Raw genomic sequence first — 18,848 nt, forward strand, 5'->3', positions numbered from 1 at the left:
AAGCGGGTGGCATGGATTTCGACGTCGACTTCGCCATCGTGGGTTCGGGCTTCGGCGGCAGCGTCTCCGCGCTGCGCCTCGCCGAGAAGGGCTACAGCGTCACCGTGCTCGAGTGCGGCAAGCGCTGGCGCAAGGAGGATTTTCCGAAGACCAACTGGAATGTACGGAAGTTCCTCTGGGCGCCCAGGCTGCTCTGTCACGGCATCCAGCGGCTGACGCTGCTCAGGGACACGCTCATCCTCTCGGGCGCGGGCGTGGGCGGCGGCTCGCTGGTCTATGCCAACACCTTGCTTGTGCCCCCGCCCGAGGCCTTCACCAGCCCCGGCTGGCCGGCCGGCACGAGCTGGCGCGACGAGCTGATGCCCTTCTACGAGCTCGCGAAGCGCATGCTCGGCGTGACCGCGAACCCGAAGCTCTGGCCGGCCGACCGGCAGCTCCGGCAGATCGCCGACGAGATGGGCCGGGGGGACACGTTCCACGTCGCGAACGTGGGTGTCCTCTTCGCGAGGGAGGGCGAGCAGGAAGGGCAGCGCGTGCCGGACCCGTTCTTCGCCGGCGAGGGGCCCGATCGCGCCACGTGCGTCCACTGCGGCGGATGCATGGTGGGCTGCCGCTTCGGCGCCAAGAACACGCTCGACCTCAACTACCTTTATCTGGCCGAGAAGAAGGGCTGCACCATCCAGCCCGAGACGATGGTCACCGCCATCGACGCGCTCCCGGGCGGCGGCTACGAGCTCACCCTGGAGCGCTCGACCGCGCTGCTCAGGAAGCGCCGACGCGCGCTCCGGGCGCGGGCGGTAGTGCTCAGCGCCGGCGTGCTCGGCACGGTGAAGCTCCTGCTGAAGGCGAGGGCCGAGGGCCGGTTACCCCATCTCTCCCCGCAGCTCGGCCATTACGTGCGGACCAACAGCGAGGTCATCCTCGGGGTGACGGCCAGCGACGATCGGGTCGATTACTCCCGCGGCATCGCGATCACGAGCGGTATCTACCCCGACGCGCGCACGCACATCGAGCCGGTGCGTTACCCCGCCGGCTCGGACGTGATGGGCGCGCTGGGCACGGTGCTCACCGACGACGCGCCGGGCTTGCCGCGCTGGCTGCGCTGGCTGGGGCGGCGGCTGCTCCACCCCATCGACCTGATCTCGGGGCTCCTGCCGTTCAACTTCGCCCGGCGCTCCACGATCCTCCTCGTGATGCAGACGCTGGACAACTACATGCAGCTCGTCTGGAAACGCGGCGGCATGACGACCCGCAGGCCGCCCGACCAGCCGAAGCCTCCAGCGTACATCCCCGTCGCCAACGTGGTCGGCAAGCGGCTGGCCGTGCTGATGGACGGCACCCCGCGCAACGCCATCAACGAAGCGGTGCTCAACGTGCCGACCACGGCGCATATCCTCGGCGGCTGCGCCATCGCCGAGAGCCCCGAGCGCGGGGTGATCGACGAGCGCAACCAGGTGTTCGGCCACGAGGGCCTCTATGTGGTCGACGGCTCGATGGTGCCGTCGAACCTGGGCGTGAACCCGTCGCTCACCATCACCGCCATGGCGGAGCGGGCGATGAGCAAGCTGCCCCCGAGGCGCGACAACCCTGCCTTCTCCGGGGCCGCGGAGCTTCCCAGCAGCGGGGCGCGCTGAAGGCGCCGCATGCGCCTCTCACGGCAGCTCCGCGAGCGGGCCCTTCCTGTACGCCGTGTCGTTCCCGAAGTGCTCGTCTTCGTAGCCGAAGGCGCGCAGGATCGATGTGTAGACGTTGTGCATCGAGGCGTCGGTCTCGTACTCGGACTGGGTGGGATCCGCGCTCGCGCGCTTGTTGTAGTTGACGTGGCGGCCGCCCGGCCACCTGCCGCCCGCCTTGCCGGCGAGCAGGACGGGGATATCGCGGGGCGAGTGCCCGCCGCCGCACCCGAACTCGCTCGTGAAGAGCACGACGCTGTTGTCGAGCATCGTGCCGTCGCCCTCCGGGGTGCTCTTCAGCCCGTCGAGCAGGCGTGCGAAGAGCTCCATACGCCAGGTGCGGTTCGCGAGGATCGTCGCGCGCCAGTCCTCGAGCCTGTCGGGCTCCGCGCCGCTCGGGCCGACGTCGAGGGCGGCGTGGCCGAGGCTGTGGCCGAGGTCGGTGCTGTAGGGCTGGGGCAGCCAGCTCGTTAGGACGTCGGCCACCTGGAAGGTGGCCACCTGCGTGAGACCGCACCGGAACGCATGCAGGAGGACGTCGACCAGCAGGGGAGCGGCCTCCTCGATTCCCCCTCCCGTGTAGGAGCCGTATCCCTTGTACACGGGCGCTCCGCCGACATCCGGCTTCGTGCAGGCCGCCAGGTTGGAGATGCCCTCGAGCTTCTTCTCCAGGCTCCGGATGTGCTCGGCGTGCGCGTCGAGCAGGTGCCTGTCGGCCGCGCTCACGCGCCCCTTCAGGGCAGCGAGGTGCTCGCTCACGCCGTCGAGCACGCTCTTCCGGTGGGCGCGGAGCCGGAGCTGTTCGGGCGTCGGACCCGACGCTGTCTCCGTGACGTCCTGGAAGAGCCGGTCGAAGGCGCTCGTCGGGTCCTTCTCGCTGGACACCTGCTCGCCCGCCGCGGTGTACAGCGGCTCTCCGTAGTTGTGTCCGTCGACCATGAGATCGATCGACGAGAACGGCGCCGGGCTCTCGCCGGCGAGCCGCTGCGCGATCACCTGATCGATCGATGGGCCGAGCGCCCTGGCGTCGTCGCCTCCCGAGGTCGTATCGGCGCAGGTGAGCACGGTCGCGTTGGAGCAGCCGTGGTGCCCGCCGTAGTCTCCCTGGATCATCCCGGCGGCGTCGTCGACGCCGCGGAGCAGGGTGAGATCGCCCTTGTGGGCCTCGAGCGGAGCCATCTCTTCGCCGAGGACCTCGAGCGCCGACCCCTCGCCGCCGGGCGCCCAGAGGTCGAGCATGCTCCAGGCGCCCGGCTTCCAGGGATCCCCCTTCTCCCCGGAGGAGTGGCGAGACGTGATCGTGCCGCCGTGGCTGAAGAACACGATGAACCGCCTGGCCCTGCCGTTCGCGGCCCAGAGGTCCCCATGGGTTGCCTCGAGCAGCGGCAGGGCGATGCACAGACCGGTCGCGGTGCGGAGGAAATTCCTTCGGCTGAAAGCGGCGCGGCTCATGGGTTCACTCCTCGATCTGGCGCAGGTGCAAGAAGGCGTTGCTGGTCGTGAGGGAGACGATGAGATCACGCACGCTGCCGCCGCTCTCGGGCGTCGGCGTGGCCGCCTCGATCGACGCGAGATCCTGGTCGATCGGGACGCGCCGGAGCGCCGTCTGGAAGAAGCGCCTCGTGAGGCAGGCGCGCGCCGCGGGGCTCGCCGCGAGGGCCGCCGACATCCCGACGCCGCCGTCGACCTCCACGCCCTTTTCCTCCGGAGGGAGCGCAGGGAGGCCGCCGCGTGCGTCGATGTCGAGCAGGTAGGGTGCCTGCGCGTCCCCGCCCGCCTCCTGCGACTGCCATCGCCCGAGCGCGTCGTAATGCTCGAACGCGAAGCCGATCGGGTTGATGGTCCTGTGGCAGCTCGCGCAGGCGCCGCTCGACGTCTTGGCCTCGACGTCCTGGCGGATCGTCCTGTGCACCACCTCGCCGTTCTCCTCGACGGCTCCGCCCTTGACCGGCACGTCGCTCGCGTTGGGGGGCGGCGGGCCGAGGGGGCGGCAGAGCACCTGCTCCAGGATGTACGCGCCGCGGCGGATCGGCGATTTGACCTCGAGGCTGCCGAACACGCTCAGGAAGGCCGCCCGCGTGAAGATCCCCGCGCGCTGATCGCGGGGGAGGGAGACCCACGCGAACGTGCGCTCGTCGGCGGGGCCCTCCACCCCGTAGAGCGCGGCGAGGGGCCCGTTCACGTAGGCGTCCGTCGTCGTGAGCAACGTCTCGAACCTGCCGTCCCCCTCGAAGAGCACGCGCTCCGCGAGGGCCTCGAGCTCGGTGCGCATGGCGGCGCGCAGCGCGGGTGAATCCTCGGGATAGATCTCGGGGCTCTTCGGCGCGCTCTCGAGCGAGGCGTGTTTGTTCGTGCCGTCGAGCTCAAGCCAATCGGCGAAGAAGCGCCTCGCCGTGGCGCGGGCGCGGTCGTTCGAGAGGAGCCGCTCCGCCTGCGCGCGCACGCCCTCCGCCGTGTCGAGCGCGCCGGACTCCGCGGCGTCGAGCAGCGCGTCGTCCGGCGTCGTGTTCCAGAGGAAATACGACAGGCGCGACGCCCGCTCGAAGCCCGTGAGCGGACGGACGCCGGAGGCGAGCGGCTCGCTCCCGTCCCCGTCGCGGCCGAGCTCGACGAAGTAATAGACGTAGGGCGACTGGATCATGGTCTCGAGCACGACGAGCAGGGCGTCCTCGAACGACTGCTCCTTCCGCGCCCGGGCGTACTGGCCCTTGAGCATCGCGACCTCGGCCTCGTCGAGCGTGCGCCGGAAGGCGCGGCGCCCGAACGCCCGCACGAAGCCGTCCACGCACGCCTCGTCGTCCGCGCCGCTCGTGTCGCACGGGAACACCGGCGTCCCCCACGACGCGCGCCGCGCGACGATCGCCTCCGCCGCGGCGTTGAGCTTGTCGACGGCGAGGAGCGAGGCGACCTCTCCCGCGTCCGGGTCGAGGTCGAGCTCGAGCCCCGGATCGCCGAACAGGTCGCGCATCGAGCTCGTGAACTGCTCCGGCGTCATCCGGCGCATCCCCGCTGGAGCGACGTCGACCAGCCCGCTCGCGCTCGGCGACCCGCCGCGGTCGCCTCCGAGGTCGCCGACGCAGCCCGAGAGCAGGTGGGACGCCGCGAGGACGATCGCGCCGGCGAGCGCCGTCGCGCGCCCCCCTGGCGCGGTGAATCTATCGAGGACGTCGAGGGGGTTCACGCCGTCGGGCTCTGTTCGCTTCATGGCTTCACTCCTCGCGCGGTCGCTGAACACAGCGGGCTGGATCGCAGGGGCCTCGACGCGATCCTCCCGCCTCCCGGGAATCATCGAGCCACGCTGTGCCGCGTGTTCGCCGTCCGCCGGGGATTGGCATCGAGCGATCGCTGAACCGGGGCTTCCATCCATCGTGGATAATCGACGAACGCATCGGTGGGATCCAGCTCACGGGCCGCATGGAGCTCATGCACCCTGTGCATACCCTACGTCATCGTCTCGAATGAAGCGAGGGGCCGTTGATCGAAGAGAGCCGACAGGACCCCAGGAGCCCTCAGAGATGCGAGAAAAATCCCTTCTTGGCGTCCTCGGCGGCTCGACTTCTTCTCACAGGAGCGCCGTTGTCATCGATGGTTCGATGTAAGGAAGATGGTTTGATGTAACGAACGCCCCGTCGGCGAGCCTTTCGCGAAAGCGGCATCCGGCGCGAATCTGGATTACATCCTACTACCTTGGGGGCGGAAGATGCGACAGCAGCAATGTCCGGGCGCATGACAAAGTGCATCGACGTGTCATCTTGCCGCACTGAGGCGAGAAGGCCTCGCGGTCTGTAAAATTACAATGGAGCTTTTATGGCCCATATCGTGGAGAATTCTGTGAGGGTTCGAGCTTGCGTGACCGGGTTGCTCCTCGCCGCCGGTTGCACCGGCGAGCTTGGCGAGACGACGTATGGCCGGGGCGGTCCGGCGCCGCTCCCTCCGCCCGTCGTGAACATTCCGCCGATTCACGTCGATTGCAGCCACGTCGGAAGCGGCAGGGATTACCAGGTCGGCCCTGGCAAGGAGTTCGAGGCGATCGGCAACGTCCCGCTTGAATCGCTCGTCGCTGGCGACACGGTGCGCGTCTTCTGGCGTGCCGAGGGGTACCACGAGAAGATCATGCTCGGGGGCCAGGGGACGGCCGAGCAACCGATCCGGCTCTGTGGCGTCCCGGGGCCGAACGGCGAGCTGCCGGTGATCGATGGTCAGGACGCGACCACCCGGCCCGAGCTCGATTTCCCCTTCGACGGCCACCAGGTGCGGGGGCTCATCATCGTCGGGCACAAGCACGACGACGCGTGGGAGCTCGAGCCCACCCACATCACGATCGAGGGGCTCGAGATCAAGAACGCAGCGCCCCCCCACCGCTTCACCGACAAGGCGGGGTCGGGGGTGGCCTACTCGGGCAACGCGGCTGGCATCTTCGTGGAGCGCGGCGATCACGTGACCATCCGCGCCTGCGAGGTGCACGAGAACGCCAATGGCCTCTTCATCGGCACGGCCGGTGGGGATATCCTGACCACGAACGTGCTCATCGAATCCAACTACATCCACGACAACGGCATGGATGATTACAACGAGCACAACGTCTACAACGAGGCCTCGAACGTCATCTACCAGTTCAACCGCTTCGGTCCCACGCGCGGCGGCCACGGCAACAACATCAAGGAGCGCTCGGCCGGCGTCGTCATCCGGTACAACTGGATCGAGGACGGCGCCCACCTGATCGACCTCGTCGACGCGCAGGAGGCGACCGACTCGGTCGCGTTGCCGTCGTTCCACGAGACGTTCATTTACGGCAACGTGCTCCTGCGCAACGGCTACGGCGCGTCCATGATCCACTACGGCGGGGACAGCGGGCAGACCGAGTACTACAGGAAGGGCACGCTCCACTTCTTCTCCAACACCGTCTTCGTCAAGAACGACAACTACGACGACTACGATCGCTCGGCGATGTTCGAGGCCTCGACCAACGACGAGCGGATCGACGCCCGCAACAACGTGTTCGCCAGCAGCCTGGAGCCGACCGAGCTCCGCGCGGTCACCTTCCTCGGGGACCGCGACGGCGTGGCCGCCGGGGCCCTCACCCTGTCCGGGAACTGGGTGACGAACGGGTGGCTGCCGTTCGATCCCGTCCGGGAGGTGGTGAAGGTGATCGGGCAGGTGGACGGCCTGGACGACTCGATCTTCGGTGTCGATCCGGCGTTCGCTTCCGCGGCAGACCACGACTTCATGCCCGCCGCGAGCGCGCCGCTCATCGGCGCTGGCGCCTCGCTCGACGGCCTCCCGCCGGTCGAGCACCAGTACACGCCGCACCAGCAGGCCAGGGCGCGCAACGACGGCGCGAGCCTCACGATCGGCGCGTTCGGGCGGTAGCCCGCGCCGCGCAGCCCCGCGGCGAGGCTCGCTCCACGGCCCGCGGGGTCACCCCACACAACCCACAGGTCGGCTCCCGCGTGAGGGATCGCGCCTTGCAGAGGGCGGCGCATGCGCTGGATCGGATGCGCCTTGCCCCGCGCAAGGCGCAAAGGATGCGTGTCCTCGGCACGCTTTGCCGGAGAGATGGCGGTGATCCTGTCGCTCGTGATCCTGCTCACGGGCTGCGGCGCGGAAGAGGCGCCGCCGGACCTCCGGCAGCCGGCGGGCTGGGACGACGCGCTGCGGCTGCCGGACGCCGAGGATCACGACCCCGCGCCCGACGTGGTCGAGGTGCACCTCGAGGCCAGGGTGGCCGCGATCGAGGTGGTCCCGGGGCTCACGACCGAGGTCTGGACCTACAACGGGATGCTCCCCGGTCCGACGATCCGCGCGAAGAAGGGCGACCGCGTGGTGGTGAAGCTCCAGAACCACCTTCCCGAGGCGACGACGGTCCACTGGCATGGTCTGCGCGTGCCGGCGGCCATGGATGGGACGCAGCACGTGCAGAAGCCCATCGAGCCGGGCGAGGGCTTCGAGTACTCCTTCACCGTGCCGGACGCCGGCACGTTCTGGTACCACCCTCACCTTCGCTCGAGCGCCCAGGTCGGTGCGGGCCTCTACGGCGCGTTCGTGGTCGAGGATGCCGAGGAGGCGCCGCTCGGCGACGAGCTGCTGCTCGTGATGAGCGACATCGGCATCGAGGAAGACGGCTCGCTCACCCCCGCTGACGAGAGCGGATGGTTCGGCGATTACTTCGGGCGCGAGGGCGGGACGGTCCTTGTCAACGGGAAGATCGTGCCGACGGTCGCGGCGCGGGAGGGGGTTCCGCAGCGCTGGCGGGTGGTCAACGCCGCGCGCAGCCGCTACTTCCGCTTCGCCGTGCCGGACCAGCCGCTCGTGCTCGTCGGCGGAGATGGGGGTCTCTCGGAGCGCCCGCTACCCGTGGACGAGGTGAGGCTCGCCCCGGGGGAGCGCGCGGAGCTCACCATGCTGCCCGTCGAGGGCCAGTCGGTGGTGATCCCGCTCCTCGACGCGAATCGATTCCACCTGCCGAGCGAAGAGAAGCCCAAGGATCTCATGCGTCTCGAGCTGGCCGACGAGCCCCCGGGGCGCGGCGCGCCGCCGCTTCCCGAGCGTCTGGCCGAGATCGCCTCGATCGACACCGCGGGCGCGCAACGACAGGCGGTGGAGTTCATGGAGCAGGGCGATACCGACGGAGCGGTGCTCGGGATCAACGGCCAGACGGACGGCTCTCTCATGTTCTCTGCGAAGACGAACACGGTCGAGATCTGGACGCTGACGAACACCACCAACTACGATCACCCGTTCCACCTGCACGGGTTCTTCTTTCAGGTGCTCGACATCGACGGCGCCGAGCCGCCCGTGCGCGCATGGCGCGATACCGTCAACCTCGTGCCTGGAAAGGCCGTGCGGATCGCCATTCCGTTCGATGATCGCGCCGGCATGTGGATGTTCCACTGTCACATCCTCGACCACGCGGATCTGGGGATGATGGCGATGCTCCACCTGATGCCGTGAACGGTCTGTTCGGGCCGCCGGGCGTCAGACCCACGCCTGCGTCGTGGGATCCCAGCGCTTCCAGGCGCCGCCGTCGTCCAGGTAGAGCTCGCTCTCCCCGGGGAGGGCGCGGAAGCGCTTGCTGCTGATCTTCAGGTCGCCGATCCTCCCCGAGTAGTCGGTCTGCGCTTCGGAGGCCTTGATGCTCCGCATGTCGGCGACGAGCTCTTGCCCGCTCGCCTCGACCACCACATAGCCGTGGGCGTTGCTGCTGGCGTGGGCGAGGTGCGGGTTGATCTTCGTCTCGGGCGACGTGAGCAGCGTGTCGATGCTGAGGGCCAGCGCCGCGGCGCCCGGGAGCCCGCGCAGCGTTGGATCGCTCGAGACCTGGCTCGTCAGGATCTCGCGGAAGGACGCCGAGGAGACGGCGCCGCCCACGAGCTCGACGATCTTCTTCGTTGGATCGCCGCTCGGTCCGGGCGTGCCAGCGTAGAAGGCGTGGACGTCGCCGGTGATCGCCACGACGCCCCCCAGCCTGACGAGCCTCTCGAGCAGCTCGTCCCGCTTGTTGCGGAAGCCGTCCCAGGCGTCGGTGGTCGTGTAGAAGCTGCGCTTGAACTGGGCGGGGAGGGAATAGGGGCTGAGATCGACGGCGAGCTGGACGAGGCAGTACTCGTTGCCCCAGACCTTCCAGGTCGCCTTCGAGCCTTCCATGGTGTCGAGGAACCAGGCCTCTTGCTCGGCGCCCATCACGTCCTCGCTCGCGCCCTGCGTCTCCTTGTAGCGGATGGCAGCGTAGATATCGAAGGGGTCCTTGGCCATGAAGTAGCGCGTGCCGATCATGCCGTACGCGTTGAGCTTGCCGAAATCCACGTAGGCGATGCCCCGCTCCAGGCCCGCTTCCGCGGCGTCGATGAGGGGGATCTGCATGTCCTCCGGCAGGTCCTCGTTCGCCGCGGCGACGATCTCGTTGATGAAGGCGACGCTGATCTTCCCCGTGACCTCGGCGGGGTCGTAGCCCACGGTCTCCGCGGCCCCGAGGAGGACAGGCGCATAGATGCCGTCGCCGTAGGTCTCCACGTCCACGTAGGGCAGGGCGGCCGCGGGGACCTCCCCGAGCTCGGCCACGAGCTTCGGCTGATCGAGCGCGACCCTGCCGGGGAAAGCGTCCTCGGGGATGAGGTGATCCGGCCGGTAGCTGCGCAGATCGGTCATCACCAGGTGGACGTGCCGGCCGAACACGAAGTCGCGGTAGATGTGGAATTCGTCCGGGAGCGAGGCGTCCGGGTCGAGCTCGACGTCGTCGCCGTAATCGACGGGCTGGTACTCGAACCAGGCCTGGTTCGCGGCCTTGCGCCGGTCCGCGTCGGTCTCGTCCTGCCGGCCGTCGAAATAGGTGGCCGTGGCGCCGAAGCAGTCGTTCGAGAACTCGTGGTCGTCCCACGTGGCGATCATCGGGAAGCTCTCGTGGACCTTCTGGAGGTTCGCGTCGGAGCGGTATGTCCTGTAGAGCTCCCGGTAGTTGTCGAGCGATCTCGCCGCGTGGTAGGCGCCGTCGCCCTCACCGAGGGAGATGCTGCCGGCCACGTCGGTGAAGACGACGCGGCGCCCGGTCGCGCTCTGGAAGCTCGGATCGCCGTCCGTCTCGTAGATGTAATCGCCGAGGTGGACGAAGAAATCGAGCTCCTCCTGGGCGAGCGCCAGGTAGGTGTTGTAGTACCGGCCCACGTAATCCTGGCACGACACGTAGGCGAAGCGGACCTTGATGTCCGCCTCCTCGGCCGGGGCGGTCTTGGTGCGCCCCACGCGAGACGCGTAGCTCGTGTCGCCCTTCACGTAGATGAAGCGGTAGTAGTAGACCGTGCCCGCCGCGAGGCCGCGGACCTTCACCTTCACGCAGTGATCGTGCCTCGCGAGCGCCTTCACCTTCGCCTGTCCGGCGTCGAGCGCCACCCGCCGCGCGAACCCGGCGTCGGTCGCGACCTCGACCTCGAGATCGAGATCCGCTGCGCCGTCCTGCAGGCGGGTCCAGAGGACGACGCTGCCGGGGCGCGGATCGCCGGAGGCGACCGACTGGGGGAAGTACTCGGAGCCGTCCGCGAGCTCGCGCTCGTCGTCGAGCGGGTTGATCGTCTCGGGATCATCGCCGCAGGCCGGGACGACCAGCGCGCCGGCGGTGACGAGCGTGGCTCGAAGGAAATCTCTGCGCTTCAGCATCGGGCGATCAGGGAATCCTGGAACTTTCGCTGATGTCAATCTCCTCGTGGACCCCGCCGCTTCGCGCGCTGCCGGCCACGCCTGTAAAGCGCAACGCGCGGCGTCCGGTGAGCAGAGAAAGTGTGTGCGCTCACACGTCGCCGAGCGTTGACGTGCATGGTTACGTGTGGTTAGGCGTGGTCAGGCGTGATCAGGCGTGATAGATAAGCCGTCGCGTGCTCGCACGTCCTGTCCGAGGACCGCATTGGTCATCGAGGGATAGATGAGCTAAGTTGAGCGTTTGTCATGCGGCGGCGGAGCACGACACCGGAGGGTGAGTCCGACTTGCGGTCAGGGCACGGCATCCCTGACCGCCCCGGCGCCGAGCGTCGCGACACGCTCCCACCGCCCCGATCCGGGCAGCCATCCTTCGGGCCTGGGCGTTCCGGCCCGTCCAGCGATCCGTCGCCTGCTTCGAGGTCTCCTTCATCGCGCAAGGTGCGGACCATCGACGTCCTCGTTCAGGGCGCGACCGTGGAGCTCTTCCACTTTTACGGCGTCGCCATAGCGCCTGCGGACATCGGAGAGAGCCGCGACGAGGCGCTCGTTCACAGCGATCCCGCGAGCACGGTCGAGTTCTCCGCGCCCGGCTTCTCCGGCCTGCTGGCCTTGTCGGCGCACCCTGGCGTGTTTCGCGCGATGACGGGGCTGCCGCCCGCGCTCGACAGCGTCGACGACTGGATGCGCGAGGTCGTCAATCAGCTCATGGGAAAGGTGAAGAGCCGCCTCGCGCGGTTCCAGATCGCGCTTCACGCCGAGCTGCCGCAGCTGCGCCGCGCGAGCGACGTGGCGCGGCGGTACCGGGGCAGCAAACAGCAGTTCTGCTATGCTTTCCGGACGTTGAAGGGCGAGGTGGTCGTCACGCTGGGCGGCGACTTCGACGAGAGCTCGCTGGTGTTCTCGAACTCGTCCCCGCTTCCGCTCGATGGCAAGGTGATCCTGTTCTGAGCGCTCTCGCGCGGCACCCGCGCCGCGCAGTCTCGAACACCAATCATGTTGAACCCCGGAGAATTTTCACAGGGAGGCGGGGAGACGGGGAGGAAGAAAAAATGAATTTCTCCCTCTTGCCCTCTCTCGCTCCCCGCCTCCCCGCCTCCCTGTGAGATTCTTGCTTTTTCTCGTGGTTTCAACCCGCTTGTCGCTCTAGGGGCTGCCGCCGCCGGTACCGCTGGCACCGCCGCTACCCGTGGCGCCACCGTCGCCGTTACCACCGCCGGCGGTGGCGCCGCCGCTGCCGGTGGCGCCGCCGCTGCCGGTGGCGCCGCCGCTGCCGCCGCTGCCGGTGGCGCCGCCGCTGCCGCCGCTGCCGGTGGCGTCGCTACCGCCGCTGCCCGTGGCGCCGCTGCTGGTGGCATCGCTGCCGCCGCTGCCGACGGCGCTTCCGCTGCTCGTGACGCCGGGCGGCGGGAACGGTGCGAAGCACGCGTTTCCGATGACCTGCTGGCCCGGGTCGCAGGGGTCGGAATCCCAGCATCCCACGAGCATCGTCGCGGAGATCGCGCCGAGGGCGACGACCAGGGCGCCGCGACGGGTGGACGGCATGATGCGAGACGGGTGAATGACCATCGTTCGTTCCTCTCTCCACGGACTCACGGCGGCAAGACCCGGCCGTCGCGGATGCGCGCGATCACCTTGACGGTGGGGTTCACGTCGCTGGCAAGGAGGTAGCCGATACCACCCTCCTCCTCGCCCACGGCGCGGAGCACGGCGCTCGGACTCGCCACCTTGCGCGGCGGCCGCTCGCCGCCGCGGATCTTCCTGTCGATCCAGTAGCGGGCGACGCCCTCGGGATCGAGGCCCAGCACCGCCAGGTCGAAGCGCTTCCGCAGCGCGGAGTCCTCGGGGAGGTTCACCGGCATCATCGACCTGCCGGACCACTCGGTGCGCGTCGTCTGGAAGATCGGGCGGAGGGTGTCGCGGCTCGCCGCCCGCGCGGGGTTGGTCTGGTTGACTACGATGACGATCTCGTCCTCCACCGCGAAGGACGAGGCCGATGGGGTCATGCCGAGCAGGGCCAGGAGGAGCAGCAGGGAGTAACGCTTCATGGTGCGTCGAACCTCTCTCAGAAGGCCAGGATCAGACGCGCGAGCGCGCTCGTGGTGTGGAAGTCCTCGATCTCCGGCACCCCCGGGGGCTGATCGCGCAGGGCGGTCATGATCGTGCGCAGCACCTGGGTCCGGAGTGTGACGTCCGGGGTGATGTAGAAGTTCAAGCCGCCGCCCAGCTGGAACATGGTGTCGTGCCCGTAGAAGGGCGCGTGCAGGGCGGCGCCGATGACGAACGGCTCCATGTCCAGGAAATCGAGCCGGTGCGCCGCCACGGCGTACGTGGAGGTCTTCCAGGCGTCCGGCGCGTAGACCCCGAAGCCCCCCTGGCGCTTTCCCTCGTCGTAGACCACGCGGACGACCGCCGCCTCCGCGCGCAGGCGGGTGGTCCCGACGTCGAGCGAGACGTCGCCGGCCCCGGTGTACTCCTGGAACGACCACGTCGCATGGATGTCGGGGTTGAACTCTCCGACCTTGTAATCGGCGACCCAGTCGCGGGAGCTGCTCGCGATGAACGACGCCCCGAGCTTCAACGCCATCTTGCCCGGGTCCTCGTAGCTGGCGTGCAGGCGGCCGCCGAACCCGCGGTTGTCGTCGAAGGCGAACGGCGCGTCCTCGTTGCGCCCGTTGCTCACGTACGCGTTGTACCCGAGCTCCCACGGGCCCGCGAACGTGCTGCCATAGATCATGATCCCGGTCTGCCGCGTGGGAAACAGGCGCGATGTGATGAAATAGGGGATGGCGGCGGTGATGAGCACCGGGCTCCCGTGGTCGACGTTGTAGATGCCGATCGGGGTGAAGAACTGCCCGACGCGCACCTTGAAGAGGTTGAAGCGCGTCCAGTCGATGTGGGCGCGCTCGATCGAGACGAGCCCCCCATAGGTGGTCGGCGAGCCCATCGCGATCGCCGTCGAGTCGAAGGTGCCGTACGGCTGCGTGGTCGTCCTGCCCACCACGCCGGGCGGCAGCGTCGCCGCGTCCGCCTGGACCGGGGAGCCGCCGGGAGCGGTCGTGAACCGCAGCTCCCCGAGAAAGCGAAAGTGATCGGTCGGCTGCGCGTCGAGGTAGAGGTTCAAGTTCCCCACGACGAAGTTCGTGGCGTTCGCCTGCGGGAGGGCGGCCGCGAGGCCCGAGTTCTCCGGGACCCATGTGCGCTGGACGCCGACGTCGACGAACCCGTAGATCCGGAAGAGATCCTTGTTGTCGTCGTGCTCCGGCGCGGCCTGCGCCTCCTCGAGCGCCTCGAGGCGCTTCTCGAGCTCCGCCGAGCGCTTCTCCGCAGCGGCGAGCCGCGCGGCCATCGCATCTTCTCCGGTGGCGGGCTCGGCGGCGGCCGCTCCGGTAGCGGCGTGGGTCACCGCGGCCGCGCCGGTGGCGGGCTCGGCGGCGGCCGCGCCGGTGGCGGGCTCGGCGGCGGCCGCTCCGGTCGCGGCAGGCGCGGCGGCGGACGCCCCAGTCGTGGCCGGCGCGGCGGGGGGCGCTCCGGTCGCGGCGGGCGCCGGGGCGACGCCGGCGCCAGGGCCCTGCGCGTGCGCGAGAGATGCCGTGAAGAGCACTGCTCCGACGGCTGCGCTCGAAGCGCGCGCGAGGCGACCTCTCCGCGCTCGCCGCAGTGAACTCCGACCCATCATCATTGATTTCTCCCCGTTCGCAGAGCCTTCGTCGCGGCTCCAGCCGACGTCGCACGCGCTCTTGCGGACTCGCGAACTTCACGCGTAGCATACACGGCCACGAGGGCGGGCGTGAACTCGGCGCGCTCCGTGACGCTCCGGTGCACCACAGCTGGGTGAGACATCACAACGGGAAAGAACGTGAATCAGGGGAGCGTACATGGTGTGCGGGCGAACGTTGATGATGACTCCACGTGTGCACGTGTTGATTGTCATTTGCATCGCTTGCGTCACTTGCGTCATCTGCAGCACGTGCACCCTCCGCGCCGCGCGCGGGGGGCAGCTCGCCCGGGGCTCGTGCTGAGTGCGCCGCGCGGGGGGACAGGCGTTCGCGCGAGATCCCTCGTCACGAAGCACACGAGATGCGCGCGGGCGCCGCGCCGCGCGGGCCACGCCGGGGGGACGGGGGCATGCCGACATTGCGTAGCGCTTCGATTCGACTGAAGCTGTGGTCGCTCGCCGGCGTCCCCGTCGCGGGGGCCCTGCTGCTGGCGGCGATGATCGTCGGCGACGCGCGGCAGCAGGCGGCGAGGGCGGCGGGGATAGGCTCGATCGAGGACCTCGCGCAGCTCTCCTCGATCATGGCGCAGCCGCTGCACGCCCTCCAGAAGGAGCGGGCGTGGACCGCGCTGGTCGAGGGGCTGGAGGCCCGTCCTCCGGAGACGACCGACGTCGAGGGCGAGCGCCACGCCACGCCGCCGCTCAATCGCGCGGCGGAGCTCCTGCGCGCCGGCGGCCAGCTCCGGGACGCGCGGGCGGCGACCGACGAGAGCCTCGCCCAGCTCGACGCGTTCCTGGCCGCGCGCGACCTCTCCGGGCTGCCGCGCCGGCTCGCCCGCGATCTCGCGGAGGGGCGCGCCAAGGTCGGCGAGCTCGGCGCGTTCCGGGGCCAGGCCGACGCGAAGACGGTGTCGCTCGACAGCGTGCTGAGGGTCTTCGGCGGCATCAACGTGAGCCTCATCCGGGCCAACGCCGGCCTCTCCGAGCTGAGCGACGAGGGCGAGCTCCTGCGCAGCATCCAGTCGATCGTCGCCGTCCACGAGTTCGCCGAGCGCGCCAGCCGCCAGCACGCGCTGCTCGCGCACGCCTTCGCGTCCACGCAGTTCGAGCCGGGCGCCTTCAAGACGCTCGTGACGCTGATGACGGAGGAGCAGCTCTATCACGAGGAGTTCATCGCCAACGCGTCGGAGCCGGCGCGGGCGCTCTACGACGCCGCCCGCTCCAACCCGCGCGTGCGGCGCGCCGACGAGCTGCGCGCCGCCGCGATCGGGTCGACCGACGAGGCGCTGGCGATCGATCACGACGCGTGGTTCGAGGCGCAGCAGGGGCGCGTCGACGGGCTCGCCGCGATCGAGGAGGAGGCGATCTCCGGGATGCGGCGCGCCGCGGCGGCCAGGGTGGCGGACACGCGGAGGACGGTGCGCGACGGCGTCGCTGTCTCGGCGTTCGTGCTCCTCGTGTCGGTCGCGCTGGCGCTGGTCCTCGTGCGGGGGATCTCCCGATCGCTCGAGGTCCTCGGCGAGGCCGCGGCCCACGTCCGGCGGACGCGCGACTACACGACGCGCGCCCGCAAGACCGCCGACGACGAGTTCGGGGCGCTCACGGACGCCTTCAACGAGATGCTGGCGGGCATCCAGGCGCGCGACGAGGTCCTCGAGGGCCACCGGCAGAACCTCGAGGCCACGGTCGCGGAGCGGACCTCGGAGCTCGAGAAGCGCAACCGGGAGATGCGCCTCGTCCTCGACAACGTCGATCAGGCCCTCGTGACCATCCACCGGGACGGCACGATGGAGCCCGTGCACTCCGCCGCCTTCGAGCGCCTCTTCGGCGTACCGGCGCGCGACGAGCACTTCGCCGATCGCATCGCCGGCCACGATCCGCGGGCCTGCGCGTTCCTCAGGATGGGGTGGGAGGCGGCCTGCGACGACTTCCTCCCGCTCGAGGTCGTCCTCGATCAGCTCCCGAAGACCTTGCACCGCGAGGGCCGCTACCTCGCGCTCGGCTTCAAGCCGATCCTGTCGGGAGAGGGCCAGTTCAACGGGGCGCTGATGGTGATCACGGACGTCACGTCCACGATCGCCTCCGTGCGCGAGGCCGAGCAGCAGCACGAGTATATCCAGGTGTTCGAGCGGGCCGTGAAGGACCGGCTCGGCCTCGTCGGCTTCGTCAACGACACGACGAAGCTCGTCGACGCGGTGAGCGCGCGGTCCAGCGGCGAGGTGGACGAGGTGATGCGCCTCGTGCACACGATCAAGGGGAACGCCGGGCTCTGGGACGTGACGAGCGTGGCGAGGGTGGCGCACGAGATCGAGAGCTTCGTCGTCGAGGAGCGCGCGCTGCCGTCCGACGAGCAGATCGACGCGCTGAGGGACGTGTGGCTCGCGTTCGTGGGGCGCGTGAGCGTCCTGCTCGCGTCGACGGCGCAGTCCTCGCGCGCCGACGTCGGCCATGAAGAGGTCGATGCCCTGCTCGCCATGGTGCGCCAGCGCCGCGACCCCGCCGAGATCGAGCGGGCCATCACGGCCCTCCGCGACGAGCGGACCGAGGTGCGGTTCAGCCGGATGAAGGACCAGGCCGAGACGCTGGCCCGGAAGCTCGGCAAGCCGAAGCCCGAGGTCCGCATCGACGCCGGGGGCGTCCGGCTGCCCGCGCCGCGGTTCACCGGGATGTGGCAGGCGCTGGGCCACGTCGTGCGCAACGTGATGGACCACGGGATCGAGCGGCCGGAGGCGCGCGAGGCGGCGGGCAAGCCGTCGAGGGGCACGCTCACGCTCGCCTCGCGGATCACGGCGGACGAGATCGTCATCGAGATCGGCGACGACGGCGCGGGCATCGACTGGGAGCGGGTGCGCGAGAAGGCCGTGGCCGTCGGATTGCCGGGCGCGACGCGGTGCGATCTCGAGGCCGCGCTGTTCGCGCCGGGCTTCAGCACGGCCGAGCAGGTCACGGACGTCTCCGGCCGCGGCGTCGGGCTCGGCGTCGCGCTCCACGAGTGCCGGCGGCTCGCGGGCCGGATAGAGCTCGACTCCGAGCGCGGCCAGGGGACGACCTTCCGCTTCCGGTTCCCCCGGGATCCGAGCGACGCCGCGGGGGTGTCGCTCCCTGCCTCGCTGCCGCCTCCGAGCGGGCGGGGCTCGCTTTCGCCTCCTCCTTCGCGGGGTGGATCGAGCCCGGGCATGGCTTCGGGGAGCGTGTGACACGGTGAGCACATCGACAATGCAGAGCGAGAGATCGAGGAGAGGGGAATGAACTCGGAGAGCTGGGACCGCATCCATGAGGAGCTCGCTTCGTCGTGCGTCCACCTGTTTCGTGACAACGGCGTCGAGCTCCTGCGGCTGGACGACGCGGCGTCGGAGGCGACGCCGGGCAACGCGGTGGTCTCCTTCATCGGCTTCACGGGCGACCACCTTCGCGGGAGCCTGACCATCGTCGCCCCCGTGGCGCTCATCACGCGCAGCCACCCGCTGCGAGAGCAGCGCGAGCTCGACGAAGACATGGTGTGCGACTGGGCGAGCGAGCTCTCGAACCAGCTGCTCGGGCGGGTGAAGAACCGCCTGCGCCACCTCGGGCTGGTCATCGTGCTCTCGACGCCGAGCGCCGCGATCGGCGAGCACCTGCGCGCGAGGGAGGAGCTGAGCGAGGGCTTCCGGCGGCTCCTGTTCGCCGCGGGGAACGACCGGCTCGCCGTGCTCTTCGACGCGCTGGCGCCCGACGGCGCGCTGGAGCTCGAGGAGGTGAACATGCCCGATCCGCAGCCCGAGGGCGAAGTGCTGCTGTTCTGAGCCGGATGGCCGTACACGCAAGAGGAGACACGTCACATGGCCAAGAAGATTCTTCTCGTCGAGGATTCGAGTACGGTCCGCCAGCAGGTCGGCATTCTCCTGTCGGGGGCAGGCTATGGCACGCTGGAGGCGGACAACGGCCGGGATGCGGTCGCCGCGGTCGCCGCCCACAAGGATGAGCTGGCGATGATCATCGCGGACGTGAACATGCCCGTGATGAACGGCATCGAGATGATCCAGAGCCTGCGGGACAAGGGGCTCGCGCCGGGCGTCCCGATCCTGATGCTCACCACCGAGGGGCAGCCGGAGCTCATCGAGAAGGCCCGGAAGGCCGGCGCGAAGGGCTGGATCATCAAGCCGTTCAAGCCGGATTTGTTGCTCGCCGCGGTGAAGAAGCTCGCCGGCGAGCCCTGAGGCCGCGGCCGCGCGAGCCGCGGCCATCTCTCGGCGACCTCGGCCCGATCGAGGGTCGTCGCTCTCCGGCACTACGGA

The 18,848-nt window shown here is 69.6% G+C and carries 13 protein-coding genes; 7 read left to right on the plus strand and 6 right to left on the minus strand.

Features of this window, described 5'->3' with window-relative positions:
• Positions 1-11 precede the first annotated feature (11 nt).
• Entirely contained in the window at positions 12-1,634 is a 1,623-nt protein-coding gene (locus WMF22_RS04495) for a GMC oxidoreductase (RefSeq protein WP_438034950.1), read from the plus strand.
• A gap of 18 nt (positions 1,635-1,652) precedes the next feature.
• On the opposite strand, the gene WMF22_RS04500 is transcribed toward WMF22_RS04495, so the two are convergent.
• Positions 1,653-3,125 (minus strand): DUF1552 domain-containing protein, encoded by a 1,473-nt coding sequence (locus WMF22_RS04500; RefSeq protein WP_438034951.1) that lies wholly within the window; start codon positions 3,123-3,125, stop codon positions 1,653-1,655.
• 4 nt (positions 3,126-3,129) lie between these two features.
• A complete protein-coding gene (locus tag WMF22_RS04505) occupies positions 3,130-4,878 on the minus strand; it encodes a DUF1592 domain-containing protein (RefSeq protein ID WP_438034952.1) in 1,749 nt (582 codons plus the stop codon).
• A gap of 644 nt (positions 4,879-5,522) precedes the next feature.
• On the opposite strand from WMF22_RS04505, the gene WMF22_RS04510 reads away from it, so the two are divergent.
• Both WMF22_RS04510 and WMF22_RS04515 read left to right on the plus strand, forming a co-directional pair.
• Positions 5,523-7,043 carry a right-handed parallel beta-helix repeat-containing protein gene (locus WMF22_RS04510; protein ID WP_438034953.1) on the plus strand — a complete coding sequence of 507 codons (1,521 nt, stop codon included), beginning with the start codon at positions 5,523-5,525 and terminating at the stop codon, positions 7,041-7,043.
• A gap of 159 nt (positions 7,044-7,202) precedes the next feature.
• Entirely contained in the window at positions 7,203-8,624 is a 1,422-nt protein-coding gene (locus WMF22_RS04515) for a multicopper oxidase family protein (RefSeq protein WP_438034954.1), read from the plus strand.
• A 24-nt stretch (positions 8,625-8,648) separates the two neighbouring features.
• Here the strand turns inward: WMF22_RS04515 and WMF22_RS04520 are convergent, their stop codons facing one another.
• Positions 8,649-10,820: an alkaline phosphatase D family protein gene (locus WMF22_RS04520; RefSeq protein ID WP_438034955.1), complete on the minus strand. Its 2,172-nt coding sequence runs from the start codon at positions 10,818-10,820 to the stop codon at positions 8,649-8,651.
• Positions 10,821-11,297: 477 nt separating this feature from the next.
• Here WMF22_RS04520 and WMF22_RS04525 point away from each other — a divergent pair, with 477 nt between their 5' ends.
• Positions 11,298-11,807 (plus strand): chemotaxis protein CheX, encoded by a 510-nt coding sequence (locus WMF22_RS04525; protein ID WP_437297878.1) that lies wholly within the window; start codon positions 11,298-11,300, stop codon positions 11,805-11,807.
• 195 nt (positions 11,808-12,002) lie between these two features.
• On the opposite strand, the gene WMF22_RS04530 is transcribed toward WMF22_RS04525, so the two are convergent.
• The 3 genes from WMF22_RS04530 to WMF22_RS04540 are packed head-to-tail and all read right to left on the minus strand — an operon-like array spanning position 12,003 to position 14,460.
• Complete coding sequence (locus WMF22_RS04530; RefSeq protein WP_438034956.1) at positions 12,003-12,425, minus strand: hypothetical protein; 423 nt, start codon at positions 12,423-12,425, stop codon at positions 12,003-12,005.
• Between the two features lie 23 nt (positions 12,426-12,448).
• Entirely contained in the window at positions 12,449-12,904 is a 456-nt protein-coding gene (locus WMF22_RS04535) for a hypothetical protein (protein ID WP_437297880.1), read from the minus strand.
• A 17-nt stretch (positions 12,905-12,921) separates the two neighbouring features.
• On the minus strand, positions 12,922-14,460 hold the full coding sequence (locus tag WMF22_RS04540) for a hypothetical protein (RefSeq protein ID WP_438034957.1): 1,539 nt from the start codon (positions 14,458-14,460) through the stop codon (positions 12,922-12,924).
• 524 nt (positions 14,461-14,984) lie between these two features.
• On the opposite strand from WMF22_RS04540, the gene WMF22_RS04545 reads away from it, so the two are divergent.
• From WMF22_RS04545 to WMF22_RS04555, 3 genes are read left to right on the plus strand one after another with little or no spacing between them, the layout of a single operon-like run.
• On the plus strand, positions 14,985-17,771 hold the full coding sequence (locus WMF22_RS04545; protein WP_438034958.1) for a nitrate- and nitrite sensing domain-containing protein: 2,787 nt from the start codon (positions 14,985-14,987) through the stop codon (positions 17,769-17,771).
• A 48-nt stretch (positions 17,772-17,819) separates the two neighbouring features.
• Positions 17,820-18,356, plus strand: a complete 537-nt coding sequence (locus WMF22_RS04550; RefSeq protein WP_438034959.1) for a chemotaxis protein CheX — start codon at positions 17,820-17,822, stop codon at positions 18,354-18,356.
• A 36-nt stretch (positions 18,357-18,392) separates the two neighbouring features.
• Positions 18,393-18,770, plus strand: coding sequence for a response regulator (locus tag WMF22_RS04555; protein ID WP_012233438.1), 378 nt, complete (start codon positions 18,393-18,395; stop codon positions 18,768-18,770).
• Positions 18,771-18,848: the final 78 nt, after the last annotated feature.

It is taken from the genome of Sorangium sp. So ce204 (genome assembly GCF_051526795.1).
GTDB lineage: Bacteria > Myxococcota_A > Polyangia > Polyangiales > Polyangiaceae > Sorangium > Sorangium cellulosum_B.

Bases quoted from the DNA above. Each gene is read 5' to 3' on its own strand.
- WMF22_RS04505 (WP_438034952.1), bottom strand. From the start codon at position 4,878: ATGAAGCGAACAGAGCCCGACGGCGTGAACCCCCTCGACGTCCTCGAT.
- WMF22_RS04530 (WP_438034956.1), bottom strand. From the start codon at position 12,425: ATGGTCATTCACCCGTCTCGCATCATGCCGTCCACCCGTCGCGGCGCC.
- WMF22_RS04520 (WP_438034955.1), bottom strand. From the start codon at position 10,820: ATGCTGAAGCGCAGAGATTTCCTTCGAGCCACGCTCGTCACCGCCGGC.
- WMF22_RS04550 (WP_438034959.1), top strand. From the start codon at position 17,820: ATGAACTCGGAGAGCTGGGACCGCATCCATGAGGAGCTCGCTTCGTCG.
- WMF22_RS04555 (WP_012233438.1), top strand. From the start codon at position 18,393: ATGGCCAAGAAGATTCTTCTCGTCGAGGATTCGAGTACGGTCCGCCAG.
- WMF22_RS04500 (WP_438034951.1), bottom strand. From the start codon at position 3,125: ATGAGCCGCGCCGCTTTCAGCCGAAGGAATTTCCTCCGCACCGCGACC.
- WMF22_RS04545 (WP_438034958.1), top strand. From the start codon at position 14,985: ATGCCGACATTGCGTAGCGCTTCGATTCGACTGAAGCTGTGGTCGCTC.
- WMF22_RS04495 (WP_438034950.1), top strand. From the start codon at position 12: ATGGATTTCGACGTCGACTTCGCCATCGTGGGTTCGGGCTTCGGCGGC.
- WMF22_RS04535 (WP_437297880.1), bottom strand. From the start codon at position 12,904: ATGAAGCGTTACTCCCTGCTGCTCCTCCTGGCCCTGCTCGGCATGACC.